The 24,629-nt window shown below is 46.4% G+C and carries 22 protein-coding genes; 9 read left to right on the forward strand and 13 right to left on the reverse strand.

Going from position 1 to position 24,629, the window contains the following annotated elements:
* Nucleotides 1–33 precede the first annotated feature (33 nt).
* The 5 genes from BP71_RS30945 to prfB form a co-directional block, all read right to left on the reverse strand.
* A complete protein-coding gene (locus tag BP71_RS30945) occupies nt 34–1,329 on the reverse strand; it encodes an MFS transporter (RefSeq protein ID WP_496385495.1) in 1,296 nt (431 codons plus the stop codon).
* A gap of 24 nt (nt 1,330–1,353) precedes the next feature.
* Complete coding sequence (locus tag BP71_RS30950) at nt 1,354–2,136, reverse strand: alpha/beta fold hydrolase (protein ID WP_496385496.1); 783 nt, start codon at nt 2,134–2,136, stop codon at nt 1,354–1,356.
* A 3-nt stretch (nt 2,137–2,139) separates the two neighbouring features.
* Nucleotides 2,140–2,523 carry a type II toxin-antitoxin system VapC family toxin gene (locus tag BP71_RS30955; RefSeq protein WP_496385497.1) on the reverse strand — a complete coding sequence of 128 codons (384 nt, stop codon included), beginning with the start codon at nt 2,521–2,523 and terminating at the stop codon, nt 2,140–2,142.
* Nucleotides 2,523–2,729, reverse strand: coding sequence for a type II toxin-antitoxin system VapB family antitoxin (gene vapB, locus BP71_RS30960; RefSeq protein ID WP_496385498.1), 207 nt, complete (start codon nt 2,727–2,729; stop codon nt 2,523–2,525). Before vapB ends, BP71_RS30955 begins: the two co-directional genes overlap by 1 nt.
* A 92-nt stretch (nt 2,730–2,821) precedes the next feature.
* Nucleotides 2,822–3,896, reverse strand: a protein-coding gene (gene prfB, locus BP71_RS30965; RefSeq protein ID WP_496385499.1) for a peptide chain release factor 2 whose coding sequence is annotated in 2 segments (ribosomal slippage) — nt 2,822–3,835 and nt 3,837–3,896 — 1,074 coding nt in all. Because the reading frame shifts where the segments join, the coding sequence is not laid out codon by codon here.
* Nucleotides 3,897–4,224: 328 nt separating this feature from the next.
* On the opposite strand from prfB, the gene lpdA reads away from it, so the two are divergent.
* Nucleotides 4,225–5,622 (forward strand): dihydrolipoyl dehydrogenase, encoded by a 1,398-nt coding sequence (gene lpdA, locus BP71_RS30970; protein ID WP_496385500.1) that lies wholly within the window; start codon nt 4,225–4,227, stop codon nt 5,620–5,622.
* A gap of 136 nt (nt 5,623–5,758) precedes the next feature.
* Nucleotides 5,759–6,358: a nucleotidyltransferase gene (locus tag BP71_RS30975; protein WP_496385501.1), complete on the forward strand. Its 600-nt coding sequence runs from the start codon at nt 5,759–5,761 to the stop codon at nt 6,356–6,358.
* Between the two features lie 11 nt (nt 6,359–6,369).
* Here the strand turns inward: BP71_RS30975 and BP71_RS30980 are convergent, their stop codons facing one another.
* Nucleotides 6,370–7,368, reverse strand: coding sequence for a polysaccharide deacetylase family protein (locus tag BP71_RS30980; protein ID WP_496385502.1), 999 nt, complete (start codon nt 7,366–7,368; stop codon nt 6,370–6,372).
* An 85-nt stretch (nt 7,369–7,453) separates the two neighbouring features.
* Nucleotides 7,454–9,190, reverse strand: a complete 1,737-nt coding sequence (locus BP71_RS30985) for a DUF4153 domain-containing protein (RefSeq protein WP_496385503.1) — start codon at nt 9,188–9,190, stop codon at nt 7,454–7,456.
* 136 nt (nt 9,191–9,326) lie between these two features.
* Between BP71_RS30985 and BP71_RS30990 the strand changes: the two genes are divergently transcribed.
* Nucleotides 9,327–10,307, forward strand: coding sequence for a hypothetical protein (locus BP71_RS30990; RefSeq protein ID WP_496385504.1), 981 nt, complete (start codon nt 9,327–9,329; stop codon nt 10,305–10,307).
* Here BP71_RS30990 and BP71_RS30995 read toward each other — a convergent pair.
* The 3 genes from BP71_RS30995 to BP71_RS31005 are packed head-to-tail and all read right to left on the reverse strand — an operon-like array spanning nt 10,297 to nt 13,003.
* Nucleotides 10,297–11,280, reverse strand: coding sequence for a bifunctional heptose 7-phosphate kinase/heptose 1-phosphate adenyltransferase (locus tag BP71_RS30995; RefSeq protein WP_496385505.1), 984 nt, complete (start codon nt 11,278–11,280; stop codon nt 10,297–10,299). The genes BP71_RS30990 and BP71_RS30995 overlap by 11 nt on opposite strands.
* A 44-nt stretch (nt 11,281–11,324) precedes the next feature.
* Nucleotides 11,325–11,753: a GNAT family N-acetyltransferase gene (locus tag BP71_RS31000; protein ID WP_496385506.1), complete on the reverse strand. Its 429-nt coding sequence runs from the start codon at nt 11,751–11,753 to the stop codon at nt 11,325–11,327.
* Nucleotides 11,750–13,003, reverse strand: coding sequence for a bifunctional 3,4-dihydroxy-2-butanone-4-phosphate synthase/GTP cyclohydrolase II (locus BP71_RS31005; protein ID WP_496385507.1), 1,254 nt, complete (start codon nt 13,001–13,003; stop codon nt 11,750–11,752). The genes BP71_RS31000 and BP71_RS31005 overlap by 4 nt, the downstream gene beginning before the upstream one ends.
* 180 nt (nt 13,004–13,183) lie before the next feature.
* On the opposite strand from BP71_RS31005, the gene BP71_RS31010 reads away from it, so the two are divergent.
* From BP71_RS31010 to BP71_RS31025, 4 genes are all read left to right on the forward strand, one after another.
* Nucleotides 13,184–15,136 (forward strand): T9SS type B sorting domain-containing protein, encoded by a 1,953-nt coding sequence (locus tag BP71_RS31010; protein WP_496385508.1) that lies wholly within the window; start codon nt 13,184–13,186, stop codon nt 15,134–15,136.
* Between the two features lie 177 nt (nt 15,137–15,313).
* Nucleotides 15,314–17,236, forward strand: a complete 1,923-nt coding sequence (locus BP71_RS31015; RefSeq protein WP_496385509.1) for a T9SS type B sorting domain-containing protein — start codon at nt 15,314–15,316, stop codon at nt 17,234–17,236.
* Between the two features lie 54 nt (nt 17,237–17,290).
* A complete protein-coding gene (locus BP71_RS31020) occupies nt 17,291–17,638 on the forward strand; it encodes a YbaB/EbfC family nucleoid-associated protein (RefSeq protein WP_496385510.1) in 348 nt (115 codons plus the stop codon).
* Between the two features lie 11 nt (nt 17,639–17,649).
* Nucleotides 17,650–18,678 carry a glycosyltransferase family 2 protein gene (locus tag BP71_RS31025; protein ID WP_496385511.1) on the forward strand — a complete coding sequence of 343 codons (1,029 nt, stop codon included), beginning with the start codon at nt 17,650–17,652 and terminating at the stop codon, nt 18,676–18,678.
* Here BP71_RS31025 and BP71_RS31030 read toward each other — a convergent pair.
* A complete protein-coding gene (locus BP71_RS31030) occupies nt 18,659–18,880 on the reverse strand; it encodes a PspC domain-containing protein (RefSeq protein ID WP_090154774.1) in 222 nt (73 codons plus the stop codon). The two genes, BP71_RS31025 and BP71_RS31030, sit on opposite strands and share 20 nt — an antisense overlap.
* Nucleotides 18,881–19,232: 352 nt before the next feature.
* Here BP71_RS31030 and BP71_RS31035 point away from each other — a divergent pair, with 352 nt between their 5' ends.
* Nucleotides 19,233–19,427, forward strand: a complete 195-nt coding sequence (locus tag BP71_RS31035; protein WP_250771207.1) for a cold-shock protein — start codon at nt 19,233–19,235, stop codon at nt 19,425–19,427.
* Nucleotides 19,428–19,488: 61 nt separating this feature from the next.
* Here the strand turns inward: BP71_RS31035 and lysS are convergent, their stop codons facing one another.
* Nucleotides 19,489–21,204: a lysine--tRNA ligase gene (gene lysS, locus BP71_RS31040; protein ID WP_496385512.1), complete on the reverse strand. Its 1,716-nt coding sequence runs from the start codon at nt 21,202–21,204 to the stop codon at nt 19,489–19,491.
* Between the two features lie 212 nt (nt 21,205–21,416).
* Here lysS and BP71_RS31045 point away from each other — a divergent pair, with 212 nt between their 5' ends.
* Nucleotides 21,417–23,912, forward strand: coding sequence for an AsmA-like C-terminal region-containing protein (locus BP71_RS31045; RefSeq protein WP_496385513.1), 2,496 nt, complete (start codon nt 21,417–21,419; stop codon nt 23,910–23,912).
* Here BP71_RS31045 and BP71_RS31050 read toward each other — a convergent pair whose 3' ends face one another.
* A complete protein-coding gene (locus tag BP71_RS31050) occupies nt 23,913–24,623 on the reverse strand; it encodes a response regulator transcription factor (RefSeq protein WP_496385514.1) in 711 nt (236 codons plus the stop codon).
* Nucleotides 24,624–24,629: the final 6 nt, after the last annotated feature.

Here is a 24,629-nt window from a genome sequence, read left to right on the forward strand (position 1 = left end):
TGTATTATTCCCAAGAGGGTTCGGAGGTGCCGGTCAGTGCTTTTCAATCAATGAAGTGTGTTTGGTGTCATCCATTCGTACATAGATAATCAGGGAAATGAAAATGCAACAGGTGACATACCAGTAGTACCAGGTTTCGTGGCCGAGATTTTTGGCCCAAAGTGCGAAGTACTCGGCGGTTCCCCCGAATATCGCTACAGTGAGAGAATAGGGAAGCCCCACGCCCAGTGCCCGGACTTCAACCGGGAACAATTCCGCTTTTACGACGGCATTAATCGACGTGTAGCCGCTCACGATGATCAACGCGGCCATTAACAGTCCGAACGCAGACCACATGTCTTTGGTGTGGCTGAGCGTGCTCAGCAACGGGTAGGTGCAAAGGGTTCCCAGCACACCAAAAGAAATCAGGAGGGGCTTTCGTCCGATTCTATCGCTGATGGCACCAAAAACCGGCTGAAGCAATGCGAAAATAAGGAGAGAGCAAAAAGTAAGTATGGTAGACTGGTATTTACTCAGACCCACGGTATTGACCAGGAATTTTTGCATATAGGTAGTGTAGGTATAAAAGGCCAGGGTTCCCCCCAACGTTAATCCGATAACCACTAATATCGCTCTGGGATGTTTCAACAATTCTTTCAAAGATCCTTCCTTTTTTTTCCTGAAATCCTTCGCCCGGAATGCTTCTGTTTCATTCAGGTGTGCACGGAGATATAAGGCAACCAGGGACAGCAATGCTCCGATGACGAATGGGATGCGCCAGCCCCAATCGTGCATTTGCTGGTCGGTGAGGAAGATGTTTTGTAAAATCAGCTGCAAACCCAATGCGATGAGCTGTCCGCCGATGAGGGTCACATACTGAAAACTAGAAAAGAAACCCCTTCTCTCTTCGGTTGCGACCTCGCTGAGATACGTCGCCGAAGTACCATACTCACCTCCGACACTAAGCCCCTGAAGTAAACGGGCCATCAGCAAAAGAATAGGTGCAGCAATGCCAATGCTGTTATAACCGGGCAGAAATGCAATGAGCAAAGAGCCGAATGACATCAGCAGGACGGAAATGGTCATGGCGACCTTTCGGCCCTTGTTATCGGCAAGTTTGCCAAAGACGAAACCTCCGATCGGCCGCATCAGAAAGCCTACTGCGAAAATCCCTGCGGTGTTGATCAGCTGTACGGTCGGATTGGAGTCGGGGAAAAAGGTATTGGCAAAATAGAGTGAAAAGGCTGAGTAGGCATACCAGTCGTACCATTCGACGAGGTTACCGGCAGAGCCGCCGATAATTGCCTTGAGGCGCCAGCCGGTATCGTCTTTGTGTAAAGTCTGCTCCATAAATCGGGATTAGGTTTTCCCAATTTACTTAAATAAAGTGCAAATCCATGCGGCTGCATGTTCAACCAGCCGGGTATGGCCGCTTTTAAGTTCTATGTATTGGTCTGCGGGAAGTAGTCGGGCCAGCTTGCTGACTGCCTGTGGTTTGAGCAAGTTGTCATAAACACCGACAAAAAGAAGCACTTTTACGCCGTTCGCGCTGGCTGTTCTGGCAAGTTCGTGAATGTCAAATCTTAGATTGCGAAATGCTACCCACGATTGATAAATAGTTTGCCGTTTTTCAGGTGTGTTCATCACCTGCTGTGTGAACCGGACAAGGCTCTTGCTCGCCAATTGCAATGTACGGGCTGTCTGAACGATGGAAAAAAAGATTCTGGGATGACGCATGAGCCAGCCATAAATCCACCTCGCGGGCGGAACGCGTGTCGCCAGTGTGTACATGGGATGCTCGGACACGCCATCAGGCGCGATCAGGAATGCATTGTCAATGTTTTCAGCAAAGGCTTCCAGTGTAGCCAGCGCAAAGCGCCCGCCGATGCTGAAACCGCTAATGTCGAAACGGGTAATGTGGTTTTGGTTGAGGAAAGATTGAATGCTTTCTTTCCAGGCTATTTTTGAAACGACCTCAAATGGCACACCGCTGTTCTGGCCGTGAAAGGGAAGGTCGAATGCGTAAATGGTATAATGTTGCCCAAGGAACTTTTCGATAGCCGAGAAGCAAGCCGGGCCATCTTGTCCGATTCCGTGGAATGCGAGGAGAATGTTCGGCCCGGAGCCTAGTTTGGTATGTGGGATTTGGTGCGTCAAATTTTACCAGTGGGTTACTATATTGTAAGCCGGGAAATTAGGGTCTCTTGTCAGCACTTCAAAACCTTCCTCAAGGCTTTGTGCTATGATCAGGCGGTCGAAAGGATCTTTGTGAAAGAATTCGAGTTTGCTCAGCCGGAGGGTGTGGGATAGTTTGACCGGCAGACTAGTAATGTCCGTTTGGGACAATTCGAACAGAAACGTTTCAATTGCTCTCGCGAGTTTGAGTTTTTCCAAACTTACTTTAATAGCAATCTCCCAAATTGAGGCAATGCTGGCGTATTTTGGGCTTTCCGTTTCTTCAATAATATTTCTGGCTGTTTTTGACAAACTATCGTTGCCTTCCAAGAACCAGATTAACGTGTGTGTATCTAAAATGTACTTCATTACATATATTCTTTGAAGTCGTCTAGCGGTTCATCGAAATCATCAGACATTACGAATGTGCCTTTCATCATTCCAAAGCGAAGTTGCTTTTTGGGAACATCCGACTCTGCGTGTTTTTGAAGAAGAAAGTCGATATAATTATCAACCTCGTCTTTTAGCTTCTCAGGCAAAGCAGAGACTTTTTTCAACAATTCTACATCGCTCATAATCTTACGCTTTTATGAGTAAGTTACCACAAAAATGAAGAACCTCCAAGCTCAGGGTCAGAGCCCGATTTACTTGGAGGTATTCTAGTCTTTTACGATTCCATCAAATAAGCCTTGATAAAGTCATTGATCTCACCATTCAAAACCGCATCGGTGTTCGAAGTCTGATGATCCGTCCGGTGGTCTTTGACGCGGCGGTCATCGAGCACGTAGCTGCGAATCTGTGAGCCCCATTCGATTTTGCGTTTGGACGCTTCCACTTCGGCGCGGGCCGAGTTCCGTTTTTCGAGCTCGATCTGGTACAAACGCGATTTTAGCAACCGGATCGCCACCTCTTTGTTCATGAGCTGCGAACGTTCCTGCTGGCAGGCGATGATAATGCCCGAAGGCTTGTGATGCAGACGTACCGCGGTTTCCACCTTGTTGACGTTCTGTCCCCCGGCGCCGCCTGAGCGGTAGGTATCCCAGGTAATGTCGGCCAGGTTGACGTCGATCTCGATGTTGTCGTCCGCGAGCGGGTACACATACACGGAAGTGAACGAGGTATGGCGGCGCGCATTCGAGTCGAACGGCGAAATGCGGACGAGGCGGTGGACGCCATTTTCCGATTTCAGGTTACCATAGGCATATTCGCCGTCAATTTCGAGGGTCACGGATTTCACTCCGGCCACATCGCCATCCTGCAAATCCACCTGGCGAACCTTGTAGCCATTCTTTTCCGCCCACATGATGTACATCCGCATGAGCATCGAGGCCCAGTCCTGCGACTCGGTTCCACCGGCTCCCGCATTGATCTCGATCACGGCCGGCAGTTCATCGCCTTCTTCTCCCATCATTTTTCTGAACTCGATTTCGTCCAGTTTATCAGAGAGCTTTTTGCCTTCTTCGTCCACTTCTTCTTCGGTGGCCTCGTCGGCTTCATAAAATTCCCAGATCGTGTCCAGATCGTCGCGCAGGCGGGCGAGTTCTTCGTATCCGTTGGTCCAGAATTTCAGACCGCGGATTTCTCTCATCACCTTTTCAGCACGCGTCGAATCGTTCCAGAATTCTGGTTGAACAGTCTGCTGTTCAAGTTGTCCTAGCTGTTGTTTCCGGTTAGCGTAGTCAAAGATACCTCCCCAAAGCCTCTACACGGGCTTTCAAGTCTTTCAATTGCTCTGCAGTCATTGAATTTTTTGAATTTAAGTTGAAAATACTTTACTGTTAATAAATGGATTATGTTTCTGTCATCCTGATAGTTGCGGTATTGTCACCCTGGACGCAGCCGAAGGGTACATGCAACATTGCACAAGCCCTTCGACTGCGCTCAGGGTGACATTGCGCTTAATCCGTTCCGATTATAATAGAACTCATCTTCCACAAAGGTAGAACAATTCGCAACAATGGTCTGTTTCACTTAAATAGCGCGCATTGCAGATGTAGGCATTCTGGCAAATCGTCTTAACTTTGCGTCAAAATTTTGTCAACCCATTTCGTACAATAAAAATACCGGAAAATGGCTCAAACATATGATGTGATTGTAATTGGTAGCGGCCCCGGGGGTTATCCCGCAGCTATTCGTGCTTCCCAATTAGGACTTAAAGTTGCTATTGTTGAAAAAGAAAGCTTAGGAGGAATTTGCCTTAACTGGGGTTGTATCCCAACCAAAGCGTTGCTGAAAAGTGCTCAGGTATTTGAGTACATCAAGCATGCAAAAGACTATGGTATCAATGCAACTGAATATTCGGCCGATTTCGGTGCGGTGATCAAACGCAGCCGCGGCGTGGCTGATACCATGAGCAAAGGGGTTTCGTTCCTGATGAAAAAGAACAAAATCGATGTCATCATGGGTGCTGGTAAGGTGAAAGGCCAGAAAACAGTTGAAGTAACTGATAAGGATGGCAAAAAAACTGATTACAGCGCTTCAAAAGGGGTAATCATCGCAACCGGTGCACGCGCACGTGAATTACCGAACATCAAGCTCGACGGCGAGAAGATCATCGAATACCGCAAGGCGATGAGTCTCGAAAAGCAGCCCGCTTCCATGCTGGTAATCGGTTCGGGTGCGATCGGAATGGAGTTTGCTTATGTCTATAACTCAATGGGAACCAAGGTTACCGTGGTGGAATTCCTCCCTAATCTGGTTCCGGTTGAAGACGAAGAGATTTCGAAAGAGATCGCGAAGCAATACAAGAAGATCGGTATCGAAACTTTGGTAAACTCTTCGGTTGAGAAAGTGGATACCAGCGGCAAGGGTTGCAAAGTGACTGTTAAAACTCCGGATGGAGAGAAGACTTTCGAAGTGGACGTGGTGCTTTCAGCAGCGGGTATTGTTGCGAACATCGAAAACATCGGTCTGGAAGAAACCGGTATCAAAACCGATAAAGGCAAAATCGTGGTAAACGAGTGGTACGAAACCAGCGTTCCTGGCTTCTACGCGATCGGTGACTGTACGCCTGGTCAGGCATTGGCACACGTAGCGACTGCCGAAGGTATCATTTGCGCTGAGAAAATCGCCGGACACAAAACTGAGGCGCTGGACTATGGAAACATCCCTGGATGTACTTATTGCCAGCCTGAAATTGCATCGGTAGGTTTCACCGAGAAAAAGGCGAAAGAGGCAGGTTACGATATCAAAGTTGGTAAATTCCCATTCAAAGCCTCGGGTAAGGCGGTAGGAGCGGGCGTCACCGACGGTTTCGTAAAAGTAATCTTCGACGCGAAATACGGCGAATTCCTCGGAGCCCACATGATTGGCGCGAACGTAACGGAAATGATCGCAGAGGTAGTAGTAGCCCGCAAGCTGGAAACGACTTCCCACGAGATCATGCGTGCAATCCACCCGCACCCGACTATGTCGGAAGCATTGAAAGGTGCTACCGAGGCGGCATATGGTGAGGCGATTGATTTGTAAAAGTTACTTCGACTGTCGGCCTTCGGCTTTCGAAACAGGATAGTAGCAATGCCCGGGAGATTTTTCGGGCATTGTTTGTTTTTTGGGAGTTCGTTTTTTTGGGATTAATTTTAATAAAATACAGCTCAACATTCCTATGTCTGCCAGCGCGATCATTAAGCAACATTCCGATAATCTCGAAGCGTTTATTCGTCTGAATGGCGTGGCAGGCAAGCTTTATCGTTCGAATCCTGCAAACAAAAACAAGCATTCGATGGACATTAGCAGCGAGGATGTTTTGCAGCTATTGAAAAGCCTGAATCTGCACCAGGTCAGATATCTTCTGGTGGGCGGAATGGCAGGAGTGGTTCACGGGCATATCCGCACAACCCTGGATATGGACCTCTGGATAGGCAATACCCAGGCAAATACAGAAGCATTTGTACAGGTATTGCTCGAAAACAATGTAATAGGAGCCGAACTTTTAAGAACTATGCCCCTGATTTTCGGCTGGACCTCAGTCCGTTTTGGAAAATCAGGGTTTGAGCTGGATTTAGGACACTCCTTAAAAGCATTCGCCGAAAGCGATTTTGACGCCTGCTACGAAAGAGGTCTGGTTGCCGACTACGATGGCGTGCCCTTCCGGGTTATCCAGCTGCGTGACCTCATTACCGAGAAAAAAGCAATCGCCAGAAAGAAAGATCTTGCTGATTTGGAAGAATTACAGCGTATTTGGGAAGAGCAAAACCGACCATAGGCGTCGGGCTGTCACTTCACATTCTGCCGACGTTGCATTGCCTCGCGCCAGGTAGTTAGTATAATGCCTTCCTTTTCAATGTACTTTTTCAATTCAGGATCGATCATGGCCAGGAAATCCCCTTCACGCGTAGGCCACGAGTCGGAAATGTAGGGGAATACTTCCGTATGTATGGTGCAATGCATGATAACCATGGTCAGGCCGGGTTTCAGCTTTCCGATCGCCTCAATATACTTGGCCGTTTTGTATTGCTGCAATGCTTTGGCCGACTTGTCGCCATTTGCCGGACCTTTCCAGCTATAACTGTTGTTTTCGAGGTCGTCCAGGACTGGCAGGCCTGCATTCCAAAGCTGCTGGCCTACTTTCCGGGTCATTTCGAGCCGGTCTGCGATGAGCTTTTCCTCAGCCTGAATAGCGGTGTTGTGCCCGCCGGGAAACATCACCGGGATTTTTTCCTGCATTCCTACCTTTAAATACCTTTCCAGAAATTCAGGAGCCGCGAAAAGCGCTCCCATATGCGAGTCAAGGTGCGTGGGTTCGAGGCCCATGGTACGGGCACGGTCCAACTGCGCACGGATTTCTGTCTCCACGTCATCTGCAGAAGCATTTTTGACAACACTAGCGACGCTTTTCCATAATGCGCCTTCGGAGTCGGTGAGACTTTTTACATTGGTTTTGCCGGCAACCGGTGCCCAGCGGTAATCTGTCCATTCCGACGTCATGGTCAGGTGTAAGCCGGCGTCGATATCCTTGTTTTCTTTCCAGTAATGCACAAATCCCGGCACCCAGCTACATGGCATCATCACACTCAGCGAATTGGCAACTCCTTCCCGGATGGCTTTGATCGCACCCTGATTGGATTCATATGACATCCCCACGTCGTCGACGTGGATGATCAGGACTTTTTTGCCTTTCGGATACCCTAGTTTTTCAGCGTAAGTCAATTCAGTATTCTGTGCAAAAGCTGGAAAGTTGGACAGGACGGCTAATAGCCAAATGAGTTTTTTCATGGCGTGATTTTTAGTGGATGACCTTGGATCCTGCCGGTTATACATGGTAAATATCAATTTGGACTATTGCTTCTTTGGTACAGTGCTATTTATAAAGGAGAATACCATGTCCATAATAGCTATTGCCGTTGGATGAAAGCGAGCGAAAGACCATTTTGTAGCTCCCATAAACGAATACGAGGGAGTCCTGCGGCACTTCCATGGAATGGCTCCCGAATGCAAATTGCAGCGACTTTACTTTATCGGCAACATTCCACGTTTTTACTATACGATTGTCGCGTTGCAGCGTCCAGCTTTTTCCAAAATTTTCAATTTTAATGTCGACCTGGCCATCTCCGATTACCTTGTCCTCGTTCGCATCGACGAAAATCATATGGTCGAATTCGTTCACAGTCATTCCGTTACCACTTTTCGAGAATTGGGGTGAAAAGTTAGTGAATGTGTTAGCTTTTTTAGTCTTGTCGGACACAACATACTTATCCAGGTCGCTTTCCATAGCTGAATAGTACTGATAGTCGCTTTTATTTTTACCATTGAATCCTGCAAAATAGGGTTCAAGTCCAGCTAACTCTCTGTCTCTGAAAAATTTAACGATAGAAACGAGCTGATCCCTGTCCGCCTCTGCGACAATTTTCCTTTTTGCTATTTGGTTATTCGCATTGAGAACTTTGTTTTCAGACAGTATCCGCCGGAACTGTTTCAACTGGCTGTTTTTTGAAACCACAAATATATTCCAGGGACCGATGGGCAGCAGAAAGCACAAAATGGAAAGGGAAATGGGAATCCAACGAATATCGTCGCGTTTGCCAGACAGGAAATAAACAGTAATTCCGGCAAGCCAGAATGCAAGAATACCGACAATGTATCGGTTTTCCGTGATACCATAATCGTCGACCCGTCGGAAGATACCGGTGAAAAGCAGCGCGATCAGGGGTAAAAGTGCCAGATAATATCTCCTGCTAAAAATAGTAACCCAACGCTCCGTGTTACTTTGGCGAAGCGGATAAAGTAGCAGCAGGGCAAAGATGCCGGCAACTGAAAATGCGAGCACGAGGTAAGCAACACGCCCTTGCGGAAGTTGCCATTGCACGATGATTTTGCTCATATAGGCATAAAGGATGACCAGATAAACGACTTCCAGCGGTAGTAAGACGTATTGGGTAAATACCTTGAGGCCGTTTGGGTAGCCGTCTGGAATATCAGTGATTTTGGGAATTTTGCTCAGGAAAAAGATGGTGTGGAAAAAGCTGGATACGGCAATGAATAAGTCCATTTCAACCGAGAAGGTGTATGTTATGCCGAAAAGGTACTTGACTGTTTGCAGGGCAATGAGGAGCCCAATATAAAGCGTAGCTGCGTAAAGAGTCGCATTGAGAAATTGAAGGAAAAGTGTCTTGTTGAACTGCCAAAACCCTTCTTTATCATTGAAACCTATAAATGGCGAATAAGACACAAGCAAGTGGGCGCCAGCAAGCAGGATTACGAACCTGTAAGTTTCATTCTGATTAGGTTCGCTATCCATCGTTACGTAGTATATAGCGAGAATGAGGCCCAGTAAAACGATAAAAACAGCGCGGAGGTATGGCTTCGACGGGCGTCTTTCATCCGAAAGCCAGATAGCGAGCATGAGTGGAAGTGCCAGTGTAAAGACAAATGACAGCCGGGTGAGCAGGTTCCTGAGTACATGATTATCGTAGGGTGTTTCTGTAAGGCAAATCAGGATAATGGTCTTGATGAAGGCGATCAGTGTTACCCATTTGTACCGAATAATGGTATCGGTTAAACTTTCACTTAAGGTTCTCAGTGAAGGGAGTTTGATCATGGCTAAATTAGATTATTTGTATAGTGCATGTAAATCAACGAACTTTTATTGAGAATTCTGACTGCGGGAACCTATACAATACCCGCTATCTTTTCGCGTTATTTGCCAACATTAACGCACCCCTAAAAATTACTGCATGGCTAACTTTCGCAATGTGTTAACCTGTCTCCTTTTCTGCGTGATTGCCCCGGCCCAGGCCCAGCACTTTTCGTTAAGCCGCCTTTTCTATCCTAACCTGACACTCAAAGCGGACTATAATGTACCTGCAAATCTGGACGACACGCGTGACTACGGCGTTTCGAGAACAGGCTTTTTCGGGATTATACCCATTCAAAGCGAAGTGCAGCTAGGTTATAGTTTGAGGAAGAAGTTTGATTTGAGAGCGGTTCATACGGTGGCGTTGGCCCAATACACGCAAATTCAGCCCAGAATTGACGGGAAAAATGATCCTTCGAACGGCTATAAGACGTTGTCGCTGGGCGTTATCCGTTTGCAGGCGAGCATCAAGGACCGGCTTTGGGTCTATGGCGGAGGACTGGGGATGACAGAAACCAATGAGACTTTTTTCAGTCCGCAACCTTTTTTCTGGGGAGGGGCCGCGCGTATGCACATTCTCGGATTGCGCACGCAGATCATGTATGGTTCCGTACTTGCTTATAACCAGAAATTAAGGTTTGTACCAGTGTTCGGGGTGAATAAGGGGCTGGGCAAACATTGGCGTGTGTCGGGTCTGCTGCCGTTTATGGTCAATGCTAACTATAAGGCTACCAAATGGTTCAATGTCGATTTCCTGGCCGGGTTGAATGGTTATAGTGGTGGGTTCCAGGTTCAGACACCGGAAGAAAAAGCACTGCGGAGAGAGAATTACCGTCAAATTAAAACGGGTGTCGCGGCTAATGCGCATTTGTTTTCGGTGTTGAATGTCTCGTTGGAAGCGGGTGTAACCACTTTCCGGCAGCTTCGCACATTCAACAGTGCACGCGAAAACTTGACTTCCTACACGCCTGCGACGACGCCTTATATAGGCGCGAGCGTCCGGTACATTACGAGCCGGTCGCGGTTGTCATCGAAATTTATGCGAAGAATGAGCCTTGGCGAGGGTGGCGTCAACTGGTAGATAGTTTTTGCGCCTCTGATTTTAGCAGGTTTTTATCGATAGGCACTACACCTACCATTTCACAAACAAGTCCTCCTCCCAGATTGGAGATTGCCGCGATCATTTTAGGGGGTAATTCCAAGGCAACACAGCAGGCGGCGATGCTGATTACCGTGTCGCCGGCGCCGGAAACATCGGCTATCTGGCGGATGTGGGCGGGAAGGTGGTGTATTTCTTCGTTAAAATCGATAAAGACACCGCGTTCCGACATGGTAATCAGGGCGCCCTTTGCATTTAATGTTTCTTTCAGATGCTGAACCGTTTTCCGGAGATCGTCCTGATTATCTGCATCGAAATCCACTTTCAGTCCCTCGCGAAGCTCTTTCAGGTTTGGTTTGAAAAGGGTGGTGTGGCTGTAAGACAGAAAATTGCGCTTTTTAGGATCGACTACCGTGGGTACGTTATGTTCATTGGCGAAGGCCGTAATTTCAGCAATGCTTTCCGGAGTAAGGACACCCTTATCGTAATCTTCAAAGATGATAACCTGGCATTTAGGAATCAGTTCTTTGGCCTTCTCAATCAGCTTCTGCGTTTCTGAAAGTGAAATTGGTTTGTCTGTCTCAGTATCGATCCGGACAACCTGCTGTGATCCTGCTATGATACGTTCTTTGATTGTCGTAATCCGTTCGTTGCTCCGGATCAATCCGTCGCATTTAAGGCCTTTTTCTTTGAGACTGCTTTCGAGGAGGTCACCCGGGCTGTCTGTACCGATGACCGAGCAAATAATCGCTTCTGCGCCGAGAGATTGCACATTTAACAGTACATTACCTGCCCCGCCAAGGCGATATTCGCGTTTCTGGACATTTACAACGGGGACAGGGGCCTCCGGTGATATTCTTTCAACCTTACCCCAAACATAAGAATCGAGCATTACGTCGCCGATTACCAATACACGCAGCTTATCAAAAGCTTCGAAAACCTGATCTATTGTCATTGAAATCAATTCTGGTAAAATGATCCAAAATCCAGTTACAAAGTTCAGATTTTGGCGGTAAAATGCAGGCTGGCTACCTGAAAACGCTTGTTCAAATACAGCCTGTGGGCATCTGTCCTTCCGGCATTGACGCCCGAATCGAGATGTACTTCATTAAAACTTCCCGTTTTTGCGTAATCGAAGATCCAATCCAGGAGTATTCCCGCATAGCCTTTCCCTCTCTGCGAAGGGAGGGTCGACAGGTCGTCTATATAAACATATTTACCCCTGAACAGATTGTAACCGGTTTCAAAAACGGCCACAGCAGCTGCTTCATTGTTGTCGTCTTCTATAAAAATGATTTGTCGGTTGTCTGCAAGTGTTTTCCTTACAGCCTCAGGATAGATATCGTCCGTTAAAAACGGCCGCAGCGCCTGGATGGCACTGCGGCATTTGAGTATATCGCCGTCCGTTTTGACAGTTTCGACCCTCATAGTCCCTTGTTATGTCCTACAATGTTGAGATTGTTCAAATTGTGACCCATTTTATCACGTTTAGTGAGCAGGTATTTTTCATTGTATGGGTTGGACGGGATTTCGATACCCACCGAATCTACGATCTCGAGACCGTAGCCGATGAGTCCGGCTCTTTTTTTCGGATTGTTGGTAATGAGTTTGATCTTTGTCAGGTCGAGATCCCGCAGAATCTGGGCACCTACGCCATAATCACGGTCATCCATCGGAAAACCCAATTCCAGGTTGGCTTCGACGGTATCTCGGCCCATTTCCTGAAGTTTATAAGCCCTGAGTTTGTTCAGCAATCCGATACCTCGTCCCTCCTGGTTCATATATACGATCACCCCTTTACCTGCTTTGTCGACCATTTCCATAGCAGCGTGCAGTTGCGGTCCGCAATCGCATCGGCAAGAACCGAATATGTCGCCTGTAACGCAGGACGAGTGGACCCGCACCAGCACGGGCTCGTCTTTTTCCCAGGTGCCTTTCACCAATGCAAGATGTAAGTCCCCGGTGTTGATCTGACGGTAGGCAATCAGATCGAAGTGGCCCCATTTGGTGGGCATGTCGACGCCAATTTCACGTTTGATCAGTGACTCTTCCCGCAAGCGATACTCGATCAGGTCCTTGATACTGACTAGTTTCAGGTTAAATCGATTCGCAATTTCACGAAGCTGAGGCAGGCGGGCCATGGACCCGTCCTCATTCAGGATTTCCACCAAAACACCCGCAGGCGACAAGCCAGCCAGGCGTGGGAAATCGATTGCTGCTTCGGTATGGCCCGTACGGCGAAGTACGCCGCCTCTCTTGGCTTTAAGTGGGAATATATGCCCGGGCCGACCCAGATCCTCAGGTTTGGTGTCCTTACTAACCAATGCCTGTATGGTCTTGGCGCGGTCGCTGGCCGAAATGCCGGTGGTACATCCATGCCCAAGTAAGTCGACCGAAACCGTGAATGCAGTCTCATGGAGGGCGGTATTGTTGCCTACCATCATTTCGAGGTCAAGTTCGGCGCATCGTTCTTCGGTGATCGGAACGCAGATCAGGCCGCGACCTTCCCTTGCCATAAAATTGACTATTTCCGGCGTTACCAGTTCGGCAGCGCAAATAAAATCACCTTCGTTTTCACGGTCCTCATCATCCACAACGATGATCAGCTCCCCTCTTTTGATCGCTGCAATGGCATCTTCGATAGTGTCCAGAGCAATCGGGTTGGAATTGTTACTCATTAATCGGGTTAATGAAAAAATAGTTTTAAACTAAAACTCGTTTTTACTGTGCAAAGGTACGTTGATAATGTCGAAAGTTCTATTTTTGAACGCCTATTGCATACCAACACAGGATCTGCGCGATCCGTTTCAAGGGAAACCACCAATACCTGCGCGCCCGGACACCTATTTTACTCATATATGAAAATTAAGCTACTGATCGTTTTTTTGTTAGGCATCTTTTCGCTTGTTCAGAAAGAAGTTTCAGGTCAGAGCTTTTGTGGCAGCACAGGCGCATTCACGGTGGCTCCGACTTTGGGTTGCGCGCCTATGACGGTAACCATTAAGAGCCAGATGACGAATGCGGAGAGCGAAACTTACTCTTATAATTTCGACCGTGCCAGTACTTCCCCACCACCTCCGCAGGACCGCTCCTACGACCTGACGCACGTCTACAATGTACCCGGCACTTACACGATCCTGCAATACGGCAGTATCAAGGATGTAGGTGGATTCAGCCTTTGTAAGGATGTAGTGGTGAAAGAGACCCGTGGGCCCAGGGCCGAGATCATTGCATGTACCAATGGGAAAGTGCGGTTAACTATTGGAAGTGATGAAATAACGAAAGCTTACGATGCCGTCGAAATTAACTGGGGGGATGGGAAGAAGGAAACTGTGAATTTGAAGACTGGTACGGCAGACTTCTTCGATCATAGCTATCCTGCTGGAGGTAATCGGCCGGCGATTACATTGAAAGGAATTTATACCAATAGCCAATGCAGCCAGGAGGCGAATCTCACAACGATCTCCGGAAATACGTCACCCCAATCGCTCAGTTCAATCAGGATCCGCAGCGTGGAGATGCCTGCCAACGGAGATGCCAAAATCCTTTATGAAGGAATGGAGGGTATCGAGACGAAAGTCTATATAGCAAAGGGCGACGGTGAGTTTATATTTACCAACAAAAGCGGACAGACCGGTGGCCCTCAATCGGTATCAGTTCCTTTACTGGATCCGAGGCAGGTTTACCGCTTTAAGCTGATGTCGACCGATATCTGCGGCAATGTGATCGAAAGTCCTGCTGTCAGCAGCATGGTCGTGAAGGAAGGAATATTGTCATTGGATGAAATCATTTCTGTGGCCTGGGAGCATGCCCGCAACACGGATCAGCTGGTAGAGTATCAGCTGAAACGGAACGGAGCGGTGGTTTTTACTTCTGCGGACAAGCTTTCTTATGAGGATACGGACGTCAAATGCGGTAACACTTACCAGTATGAGATCGTGGCCATTATCGAGAATGATGTAAGGTCCTATTCGGCGCCGTTCAGCCTGGAGCCCAAAACTTCGGTGCCCTCTGACATTCTGAAAGCCAGCGTGACGGTCAAAGAGGGAAATATGATTGGTACAAAAGTGGAGATTTCAGGGGAAGGCCTTACCAGTAGTTATAATCTGATCGTGGAACGGGCATTGCTCGGCAACCAGAATTTCGAGGTGGTGTCACCTCCTAATAATCAAAGTCTGCAGTGGGACGACACCAACGTTTCTACTTCGCAAAACTCGTATTGCTACCGTTTTCAATATGAGAATGCCTGTAAGCTTAAATCCCCTAATTTTAGTGCCCCGATCTGCTCTATACTGCTGAAAGCACAAACTCCTGACATTGTATGGAATGCCGATGCACCGTATCTCGCAACAATAGGTTTCTACGAACTTCAAGAAACCAACGCTTCGGGCAATCTGGTAAATGCAATTCCAAAACAACTGAATACCAGTCATACGCTGGACCTTTCTTCGCAATCGGATTTTTCTTACCGCGTCGAAGCAAAATCGCTGGATGGTAACTACACGAGTGTGTCCAATGTGTTGAATTTCAAAAGTGAGCCAATTATACTTGTGCCGGATGCATTTACGCCGAACGGCGATGCTTACAATGAGCGGTTTGAGGTAAAGGCATATTTTGTAAAAGATTTCAATATGTCTGTTTTCAGCCGCTGGGGAGAAGTTGTCTATCGATCAACGAATGCTGATGACGGATGGGATGGGAATCTGGGCAAGGGCAAAGCACCAGGTGGTTATTACTTATATAAGATCGAAGCAACCAATGCCTCGGGCGAAGCTGTGATCAAAAAAGGGAGCTTTTTATTGATTCGTTAGGACATTTTCAATGTGTTTTCTGTGGAGATAATACTTTTTTAATAATCCCGTTTAATAGATACGCATTATTACCACCCCTAAATAGCGTATTTTTGCTATTATTCGTTATCGATTCCCGTAAACTTACTATTGTAGCTATCATCTTTGAAAAAGGATTAGATCTAATATTGCACACTTATGAGAATAACACTACCTCTTCACCTCCTTCTGGTTTTTATACTGTGTTCGTTGCGACTTTCCGGCCAGGGATTGTGTGACAGAGGAGGGGGTGGTTTTGAGTTGGATAGGACAGAAGGCTGCGCACCTTTATCCGTTCGGATTACCAATACGGTTCCCAACCCTATTCTGGTTTCTTATAATGCTGCATACGACGGAAGATCCGCAAACCCAATATTTCAAGAGGTAGACAGGCATACGTATTCAGCACCTGGTACTTTTACAATGATACAGCAGGCGGCCATTTCTTCGGGTCGTGTATATGCCTGCAAAACGGTTAAAGTAAGTGAAACACGGGGTATTTCAGCCACCTATTCTTCCTGTGGGGGCGGCAAGGTTATTATATCACTGATCAGTAATCCTATTCTTTCAGCTTATGATGAGGTGGAAATAAAGTGGGATGACGGAAGCACCCATACCTGGCATAAAGGAGATGCTTTGGTAATTGAGCATACCTATTCTGACGTTTCAAAAAGTCCCGCCATTGTATTTACAGGAATTTATTCCGCCGGCAAAGCCTGTGATAAAGGCATAGCGAGCCCAATGCCTGTAACATTTCAGCGGCCACAGTTGAACGATATTCAAATGTCAAGCGTCGAGATGAGGGGAGATGGCACTATTCGTGTAGTTTATCAGGGCGTAGCGGGTATCCCGACACAGATTCAATACAGCGCAGATGCAACCTCCTATGCCACCCACGGAACAAGGTCATCAGGCGGAACTCAGCCATATGATATCAAGGGCATGAACACCGGCCAAATCTATCGAGTACGCTTATCGTCGGAAGATTTATGTGCGGGCAGCACCTTAACACAGCCACTGGCTACAATGGTGCTGTCGGGTAATTCAACCGATGGAAAGAATACACTTAAATGGAACCAATATCCTGACCCTGCTTTATTTGAAGGGTATGATTTGCTCCGTGATGGTACGATTATCAAAAGCTTTACGTCCATCGGTGAGGTTACTTATACAGATGGAGATGTAGAATGTGGTACATTTTCAGAATACCAGGTGGTTGCCAAATTGAAGAACGCTACTTCCACTTCTGCCCCGTTAGGGCTCAAAGTTGAAACCGGAAGTGCCAGGCCGCTGAGTAATGGTGCGGTTTCGGTACTGGATCCCAGTAGCGTTGTAATAAAGGCAGAGGTTCCCGGCGCTGGACCGAACACATCTTATGAACTATCCATCGAGCGGGCAGAGGCAGGAAGTACTCTTTTCAAAAAAATAATTACCCTGTATAATCAAAACGAATACATTGACAATGCGGTCAAGACTGGTGAACTTTCGTATTGTTACCGTATGAGTTATGAGAATTCCTGCGGGCAAAAAGTTCCTGTATCGGAACCTATCTGTACTATATTGTTAAACAAAAATCTGACGACACTAAACTGGACTGCTGACGGGCCTATTTTGGGAGGCTTTGAAGGCTACGATGTGTTGCAGACCGGTTCCAGCGGGTCTGCAGATGAAATCCCGGTTCAAAAGAATACCAGTTACACCATAAAATTGACCAATCAGAGCGATCTGGAATACAGTTTTCAGATTAGGGCTGCTTCTCTGGATGGAAACTTTGAAAGCTTATCGAATATCATTAATTACAAAAGAAGTGCCGGCGTTTTCGTGCCGGATGCATTTACACCAAACGGAGATGGCTTCAACGATATCCTGGAAGCAAAATCCACTCAGTTACAATCATTTAATTTTTCCATATTGAATCGCTGGGGTGAAGTTGTTTTTTACTCAGATAGCATCGAAAATGGGTGGGATGGGACCATTAACGGAGCCAATGCTCCTGTAGGGTACTACGTCTATAAAATGACTTTCGTTGACGACATCAATCAAACTGTAGAAAAAAACGGTACTTTTATGCTTTTACGATAGGAACTATTCTGGTAAAATAATTCTTTATAAAAGTCAAAACTAATAAGTACTGATATGTTTGGAAATATGGCGGACATGATGGGGCTCATGGGTAAAATGAAGGACCTTCAGTCGCGTATGAAAGAAGCCCAGGAACAACTGGTTGGTATCACGGAAACGGCAGAATCTGGCGGAGGAATGGTGAAAGCAACCGTCAACGGGCAAAAGGCGCTGATCAGTCTCGATATTGATAAAGATCTGGTCAACCCCCAGGATAAGGAAATGCTTCAGGACCTGATCGTAGCTGCCGTCAACAAGGCATTTGAGAACATCGAACCGAAAATCAAGCAACATCTGCAGAAGGCAACCGATGGAGTACTCCCCAACATTCCAGGACTGGACCTGGGAGGGTTTATGAAATAAGCGAATACTCGATGACTCCCTCTGTTGCGATTGTAATCCTGAATTATAACGGTCAGCATTATCTCGAGAAATTTCTTCCCAAAGTTATTGAACATTCCAAAGGCTACGCCATTTGGATTGCCGATAATGCATCGACCGACCGGTCGATAGATTGGCTGAATACGCATTACCCGGAATTGAATACGCTGGTCATCCAGGAAAACAAGGGATATGCAGGGGGCTATAATGATGCATTAAAGCGTATTCGGGCAGATTACTATATTTTACTTAATTCGGATATTGAGGTAACAGAGAACTGGATACAGCCGGTTGTAACCTTCATGGAGTCTGATACACGCATTGCGGCATGCCAGCCCAAGATACGAGCCTACGACCTGCCGACTCACTTCGAGTACGCCGGAGCGGCGGGAGGTTATATGGATTACTTAGGATATCCATTCTGCAGGGGCCGTATTTTTGATACCCGGGAAGAAGATTTGGGGCAGTACGACGACGAAAAGGATGTTTTTTGGGCAACCGGAGCATGTTTGTTTATCAAGTCCTCAGCCTTCCATCAAGCCTCGGGGTTCGATGAGTCGTTCTTCGCACATATGGAAGAGATCGATCTTTGCTGGCGGCTACTCAATATGAAATACCGCATTACCTATTGCGGCAAATCGACGGTCTATCACGTTGGAGGCGGAACTCTTCACAAGTCCAATCCCAGGAAGACCTTCCTGAACTATCGCAATAACCTGATCATGTTGTTCAAAAATCTCCCGAAAGGCCGCAGATGGAAGACAGTGCTGATCCGGCTGGTATTGGACGGCATTTCCAGTGTACGTTTCATGGCGACCGGCGCCTGGCCGGACGTTTTGGCAATTGTCAAAGCACACTTCGCTTTTTATAGGATGATTCCCGATTTGACGCGTAAGACCGAAAGAACCCACCACAGAGCTCCGCTCTATTACAGAAGCGTTGTTTGGGAATACTTTGTGTTAGGAAAGCACAGATTTGATAAGCTGACGGGCATCGACGCTGCTAAAGCTCCCAGATCGTAGGGCTATTGTGTTTACGCCAGTGCTGATGCAGTTCCATCCAGAATGCAAGTACCAGATAGAGTATGATAGGCGACCCAAAAGTCATGAAAGTGGCATAAATAAAGTATTTCCGGATGCTGCTAGCCGGGAAGTTGAGCTTTTCCCCCAATTCTGCACACACACCAAATATCTGGTTCTCAACGAAATACCTGAATTTGTTCATACCTTCTGCTTGAATAATTAGCTCATAATTAGCGATTTTCGTCGGTATATACAATTTTGTCGTGTGAATTTTACTTTAAGGACGCAAAATGGTAAAATACCGCTAACTCGTAAATTTTCAAATTCTTATATCCAAATAAATTGTTTTACAAACAATTTTTGTTTCTTTGTGATTGAAGATTTTGTAAGTAGTTCATTATAATCAAGATGTCTTCATTAAATTTTCCAAAATTTCTTTTGCTAATGCGTTGAGCCTCCCTCAATTATTTGGTAGAGCCATTTCGACTTTTAACTGAAACGCTTACATTTCTTTTGTATTTTCACCTTATTTCAATTTTTTTATTTCAACTATTATGCCAACAGGTACTGTAAAATTTTTCAATGAAGCTAAGGGATACGGCTTCATCGTGGAAGACGACACAAACAAGGACATCTTTGTCCATGTGACAGGATTGGGAGGACTTACTATCCGTGAAAATGACCAAGTAGAGTACGAAGTCGTTGAAGGTAAAAAAGGACTGAACGCCGTGCAGGTAAAAAAGATATAGCTATATTTTTTTTGCAGGAAATTAAAAATGCCGCAACAGAGCGGCATTTTTAATGTTTTTTCTATTCTACCCAAGTCTTGACATCGTCAAGGAGCGGCATTTTTTCATCAATTTTGAGCTTTTTGCGCATTCCGCCGAGGTCGTTGAATATCTTGTTCGGGTTCGCAGCCTTCAATTGCTCAATCGTTAATATGTTCATTTTTTGCAAAGCCGGGACCCACACAGCGGGAACACCTGCAGTCACATAGTCTGACTCCTTTGCCACTTCAGCTTTTTTCTCCGGGCGCATCTGTGGGAAGAAAATCACTTCCTGTATGCTTGCATTGTTGGTGAGCAACATTGTGAGGCGATCGATACCTATACCAATACCGGATGTTGGAGGCATACCGTACTCTAGTGAACGGATGAAGTCATCATCCATTTCCATGGCTTCGTCATCTCCGCGCTCTTTCAGCTTCAGCTGATCCTCAAATCGTTCTTTTTGTTCGATCGGATCGTTCAACTCGGAATAGGCATTTGCGATTTCCCTTCCATTGACAAAGAGTTCGAAACGCTCAACCATCCCTTTCTTGGTACGGTGCTTTTTGGTCAACGGAGACATCTCCACCGGATGGTCGATGATGAAAGTGGGCTGTATAATGTTGGATTCAACTTTTTCACCAAAAATTTCATCGATCAGCTTGCCTTTGCCCATACTTGCGTTAACCTCCATCCCCCAGGCACGGCACTGTTCCCTGATAGCATTTTCGTCAAGCTTTTCGACATCCAGGCCGGTATATTGAAGAATGGCGTCTGTGATGCTAAGTCTTGGATATGGTCCGGCGAAATCCAGTTCAATCTCGCCGAATTTCGCTTTCGTTGTGCCATTCACTGCCAAAGCTACTTTTTCAAGTACATCTTCGGTCATTTTCATCATCCACAAATAATCCTTATAGGCGACATAGAGCTCAACTGTCGTGAATTCCGGATTATGCGTACGGTCCATTCCTTCATTGCGGAATAGTTTTCCAAACTCATATACACCTTCAAAACCTCCGACAATCAGACGTTTCAAATGCAGCTCGGTAGCAATACGCAGGTAAAGTCCTACGTCCAGGGCGTTGTGGTGCGTTGTAAAAGGCCTTGCAGCGGCACCTCCGTGAATGGACTGCAGAACAGGGGTCTCCACTTCAAGCCAACCGCTGGCATCAAAATATGACCGCATGGTCGTAATGATCCTGGCGCGCTTCATGAAGATATCACGGACTTCCGGATTCACGATCAGGTCGACGTAACGTTGGCGATACCTCAGTTCGGGGTCTGTGAAACCGTCGTGCACATTGCCGTCTTCATCTCGTTTCACTACCGGCAGCGGCCGAAGCGACTTGTTCAATATTTTAAATTCCTGCACGTGGACAGAAATTTCACCCGTTTGAGTTGTAAAAACAAAACCGGTGACAGCGATGATATCGCCTATATCCAGCAGCTTTTTAAAAACTGTATTGTACAACGTTTTGTCGTCGCCGGGGCAGAGATCATCCCGCCGAAAGTACAATTGAACACGACCGGTGCTGTCTTGGAATTCGGCAAATGCCGCGCTTCCCATGATGCGGAAGCCCATTAGCCGACCTGCCATGGTCACGTGTTTATAATCGATCTTGTTGTTCTCGTAGTTTTTAAGAATGTCGGCCGCGTAAGCGTTCACTACAAATTCTTCGGCGGGGTAGGGTTCAATGCCCAACCGCATGAGTTCTTCGCGTTTTTGACGACGCAATATTTCCTGTTCGCTCAGTAGCATCTTACAGCAATAGATTTTTTGAAACGGAACCTTCTCTTCCAAAAGGTGCGCAAAACTACTATATTTTACAATGAATAGCGAACCGAGGTGCCGTTAAGATGCCGGAATGCTACACTGGGCATAATTTCTGGCACACTATTAATGTCTTTCTTATCTTGTAAATCGGAACGAACCTGTTCCCTGGCATCAACATCGTTAAAACCCTTCGTTTCATGTTTTCCAAAGTTTTAAAAATCTTCGGTGTTATAGCGATCATAGGCTTTGTTCTTTTCGGCGCCGTGGAATTCTGGGTGTATCGTAATAGAGAAAAGCTGTTCAGGAGTGCACAGGAAGTGATTAATGAGAATCTGAATGGAAATCTTGAAATCGGCGATTTTAAATTCCGCCCGTTTTACGGCGGATTAGGTTTAAACTTTACATTGTACGACGTCCGTTTAACCGATACCCTTTATAACGTTCATCACAAACCGTTTCTGGAAGCGGAACAAATGCACGTCGCGTTGGATCTCAAAGGGATCTTTTCGGGAGATGTCCGCGTAAAGAACCTGGTGTTGGAAAACGGGGGACTGCAGTTGTTTGTACAAAAAAATGGCTACTCCAATCTCTCGATATTCAGATCGGAAAAGAAAAGCGATTCAAAGAAGGGCGGTAATGAAGATATAGCCAGGAAGCTGGGTAATATCCGTTTCCTGAACTTCGGCATAGCCTATTCCGACTCTGTGAAGGAAAAGTACTATGGGGCGCTGTTTCATGATGCAACAAATATTATCGAGCGAACCGATTCGAGCACTAATGCAAGTTTTACCGGATCGGTGTTGTTCAATGGGCTAACGTTCAGGGTCGACAAGGGTGGATTTTTGATGAACCAGGAAACAACCCTTTCGCTTGCGCTTGGTTACGATAAAGACGGGAAAGCGCTGAAAATCTACCCTTCCATTCTCGAAAGTGCCACTCATGATAAAATTGGCATCAATGGTATTTTTGATTTTTCGGATACTGTAAAAACATTTCATCTCAATTTCGAGGCAAAAAAAATAGCGGTGAAAGACGCATTGCCATTATTGAATAAAAGACTGCAGAAGCAAATCGATTCGATTGGCATCCAAACCAATGTGGATACGCGCGTTAAGCTTGCCGGTATACTTGGGAGACCGGGGCTGAAACCAAAGGTGGATGTCTATTTTGAGACGGACACGTTCAGATACGCGCTGCCGGTGGGTATTTTGAGAAAGATAAAGGCATCCGGCACCTTTACAAACCGTGCGGATACAACAAAGCTTGCCGACGTTTTCAATTCCAGGCTGATTGCTCCCAAAATCACCGGATTTTTCGAAACAATTCCCTTTGCGTTGAAACTGGTTGTTACAAATTTCAGAAACCCACGGGCCGATTTGGATGGCAGGATTGAAGCGGATTCAACTAACCTGGGCGCTTTGCTCGATCCGGCACGCTATCGCTTCAGGCATGGAAAAGCCCAGATAGACTTTCACTTCAGCGGCAGTTTGAAGAAATTTTATAATGCAGGGAAAGATAACTTTGACGGTAAAATCCGGGGCAAGGCCTCGCTTAACAATATCGCGATGGACTACCTGCCACAAAAAGTCCGTTTGAGCAAGATCAATGCTGATTTTACATTCAATGAAAAGATTGTAGTGTTTCCAAACCTGCGATTTTCGGACGGTCAGAATATGCTTTTCGTGAGGGGAAAGCTGCTGGATCTGATCCCTTATCTTTTTGGCTCCCCCAAACCCTTGCGCGCCAATGTGGATATCAACATTCCAAACTGGCAGCTCAACTGGCTGGAAACTCTGCTGGCAGCTAAGGGTAATGTGAAGACACGGCCTAAAAAGGCACCAAGGCTTTCAGAATTGCTGGATAATGCGATCGATAAAATGGAGATCATAGCCAAGCTGGATGCGAAAAGTCTTAAGTATCGTCATTTTTCGGGCCGGGATGTGAAAGGGCAGCTCACGATCCGGAATAATGCAGTGAGTATCGAGTATTTCGTGCTGAAAGCGTTTGGAGATGGGAGTGTACGGTTATCCGGGGAAATGGATAATTCAGGATCCGGGAAGTACCCACACCTTGCTTTGCGTGGTAAGATAACGAATGCCGATGTGCATTCGGTTTTTTATTCTTTTGACGATTTTGGACAAAAGACGATCACACACGATAATTTAAAAGGAACGCTCAACACGGATTTTAGTTTCGAATCCGCATTGAACAACAATGTAAAACTCGTGCCTTCCAGCATGAAAGGGTTGCTTCGGATTGATCTTACCAATGGTTATATCATCAACTTCGAGCCGTTTATGAAAATGAAGCGGCTGATTTTTAAACGACGGAATTTCGAAAGGGTCAAGTTCGCGCCGATCCGCAATGATTTTCGGTTGAATGGGCAAGAGATTGAAATTGCGCCGATGGAAATCGAGTCCAACGTACTCACACTGTACATTGACGGCGTTTATAGTTTTGGGAATAAAACAGATATCAATATTCAGATTCCGTTAAGCAATCTTAAAAAGCGGGATTCAACCTATGTACTCGACCCTAATAATTCCGAGAAGAAAGAAGGGTCGAAGATATTCCTCAGGGCTATCGATGAAAACGGCGAGGTTAATATCAAACTGGCCTTCCGCCGTAAGAAAAAGGACAAGTCGAAGCAGGAGGACGCCGAGGTAAAAAAGTTTGAAGATGTCGAACGATAATCAGCTATTCTCATTACTGAACATATACCCAACCCCTTTCAAAGTTTTGATATAGCTGTCTCCCAGCTTTTCACGCAGTTTGCGAATGTGGACGTCGACGGTTCTCTCCAGCACATAGATATCAGCTCCCCAGATTTTCTGTAACAGCTCGTCACGACTGAATACCTTATTGGGGGTTTGTGCCAGGAAAAACAAAAGTTCGAATTCCTTTTTTGGCAACACGGTTGATTTTTCGCCACCCTGCGTAACGGTATAATTTTTCCGGTTAATCGAAAGATCCAGGATTTCGATCGTATCTCCGGATTCAGCTTTCTGCGCTTCCCGACGGAAAAGTGCATTGATCCGGCTCATTAAGGCCCGGGGTTTGATGGGCTTGGTAATGTAATCATCCGCACCTACTTCAAATGCAGCCACTTCGGAATATTCCTCGGAGCGGGCGGTCAAAAAAAGGATGTAGGTATTTTTAATATCCGGATTCTGGCGCAGGATCCTGCCGGTTTCGATGCCGTCGAGTTGAGGCATCATAATGTCGAGCAGGATGAGATCGGGAATGAAAGTCTTAGCAATATCGATGGCTTTTTTGCCATTGGAGGCTGTCAGCACTGAATAACCTTCCTTGGTTAAGTTATATTCCAGAAGTTCAACTATATCGGAATCGTCGTCAACTACCAGTACTTTCGGTGCCGAGGTGGCAGATTTAGCGGTGCTCATTGTTTT

The organism is Dyadobacter ginsengisoli DSM 21015, assembly GCF_059568735.1.

Bases quoted from the DNA above. Each gene is read 5' to 3' on its own strand.
- lpdA (WP_496385500.1), top strand. From the start codon at position 4,225: ATGGCTCAAACATATGATGTGATTGTAATTGGTAGCGGCCCCGGGGGT.
- BP71_RS31025 (WP_496385511.1), top strand. From the start codon at position 17,650: ATGACTCCCTCTGTTGCGATTGTAATCCTGAATTATAACGGTCAGCAT.
- BP71_RS30995 (WP_496385505.1), bottom strand. From the start codon at position 11,280: ATGACAATAGATCAGGTTTTCGAAGCTTTTGATAAGCTGCGTGTATTG.
- BP71_RS30990 (WP_496385504.1), top strand. From the start codon at position 9,327: ATGGCTAACTTTCGCAATGTGTTAACCTGTCTCCTTTTCTGCGTGATT.
- BP71_RS31050 (WP_496385514.1), bottom strand. From the start codon at position 24,623: ATGAGCACCGCTAAATCTGCCACCTCGGCACCGAAAGTACTGGTAGTT.
- BP71_RS30955 (WP_496385497.1), bottom strand. From the start codon at position 2,523: ATGAAGTACATTTTAGATACACACACGTTAATCTGGTTCTTGGAAGGC.
- BP71_RS30985 (WP_496385503.1), bottom strand. From the start codon at position 9,190: ATGATCAAACTCCCTTCACTGAGAACCTTAAGTGAAAGTTTAACCGAT.
- BP71_RS31010 (WP_496385508.1), top strand. From the start codon at position 13,184: ATGAAAATTAAGCTACTGATCGTTTTTTTGTTAGGCATCTTTTCGCTT.
- BP71_RS30945 (WP_496385495.1), bottom strand. From the start codon at position 1,329: ATGGAGCAGACTTTACACAAAGACGATACCGGCTGGCGCCTCAAGGCA.
- BP71_RS30975 (WP_496385501.1), top strand. From the start codon at position 5,759: ATGTCTGCCAGCGCGATCATTAAGCAACATTCCGATAATCTCGAAGCG.
- BP71_RS31000 (WP_496385506.1), bottom strand. From the start codon at position 11,753: ATGAGGGTCGAAACTGTCAAAACGGACGGCGATATACTCAAATGCCGC.
- lysS (WP_496385512.1), bottom strand. From the start codon at position 21,204: ATGCTACTGAGCGAACAGGAAATATTGCGTCGTCAAAAACGCGAAGAA.
- BP71_RS31005 (WP_496385507.1), bottom strand. From the start codon at position 13,003: ATGAGTAACAATTCCAACCCGATTGCTCTGGACACTATCGAAGATGCC.
- BP71_RS31020 (WP_496385510.1), top strand. From the start codon at position 17,291: ATGTTTGGAAATATGGCGGACATGATGGGGCTCATGGGTAAAATGAAG.
- BP71_RS31035 (WP_250771207.1), top strand. From the start codon at position 19,233: ATGCCAACAGGTACTGTAAAATTTTTCAATGAAGCTAAGGGATACGGC.
- BP71_RS30980 (WP_496385502.1), bottom strand. From the start codon at position 7,368: ATGAAAAAACTCATTTGGCTATTAGCCGTCCTGTCCAACTTTCCAGCT.
- BP71_RS31030 (WP_090154774.1), bottom strand. From the start codon at position 18,880: ATGAACAAATTCAGGTATTTCGTTGAGAACCAGATATTTGGTGTGTGT.
- BP71_RS31045 (WP_496385513.1), top strand. From the start codon at position 21,417: ATGTTTTCCAAAGTTTTAAAAATCTTCGGTGTTATAGCGATCATAGGC.
- vapB (WP_496385498.1), bottom strand. From the start codon at position 2,729: ATGAGCGATGTAGAATTGTTGAAAAAAGTCTCTGCTTTGCCTGAGAAG.
- BP71_RS31015 (WP_496385509.1), top strand. From the start codon at position 15,314: ATGAGAATAACACTACCTCTTCACCTCCTTCTGGTTTTTATACTGTGT.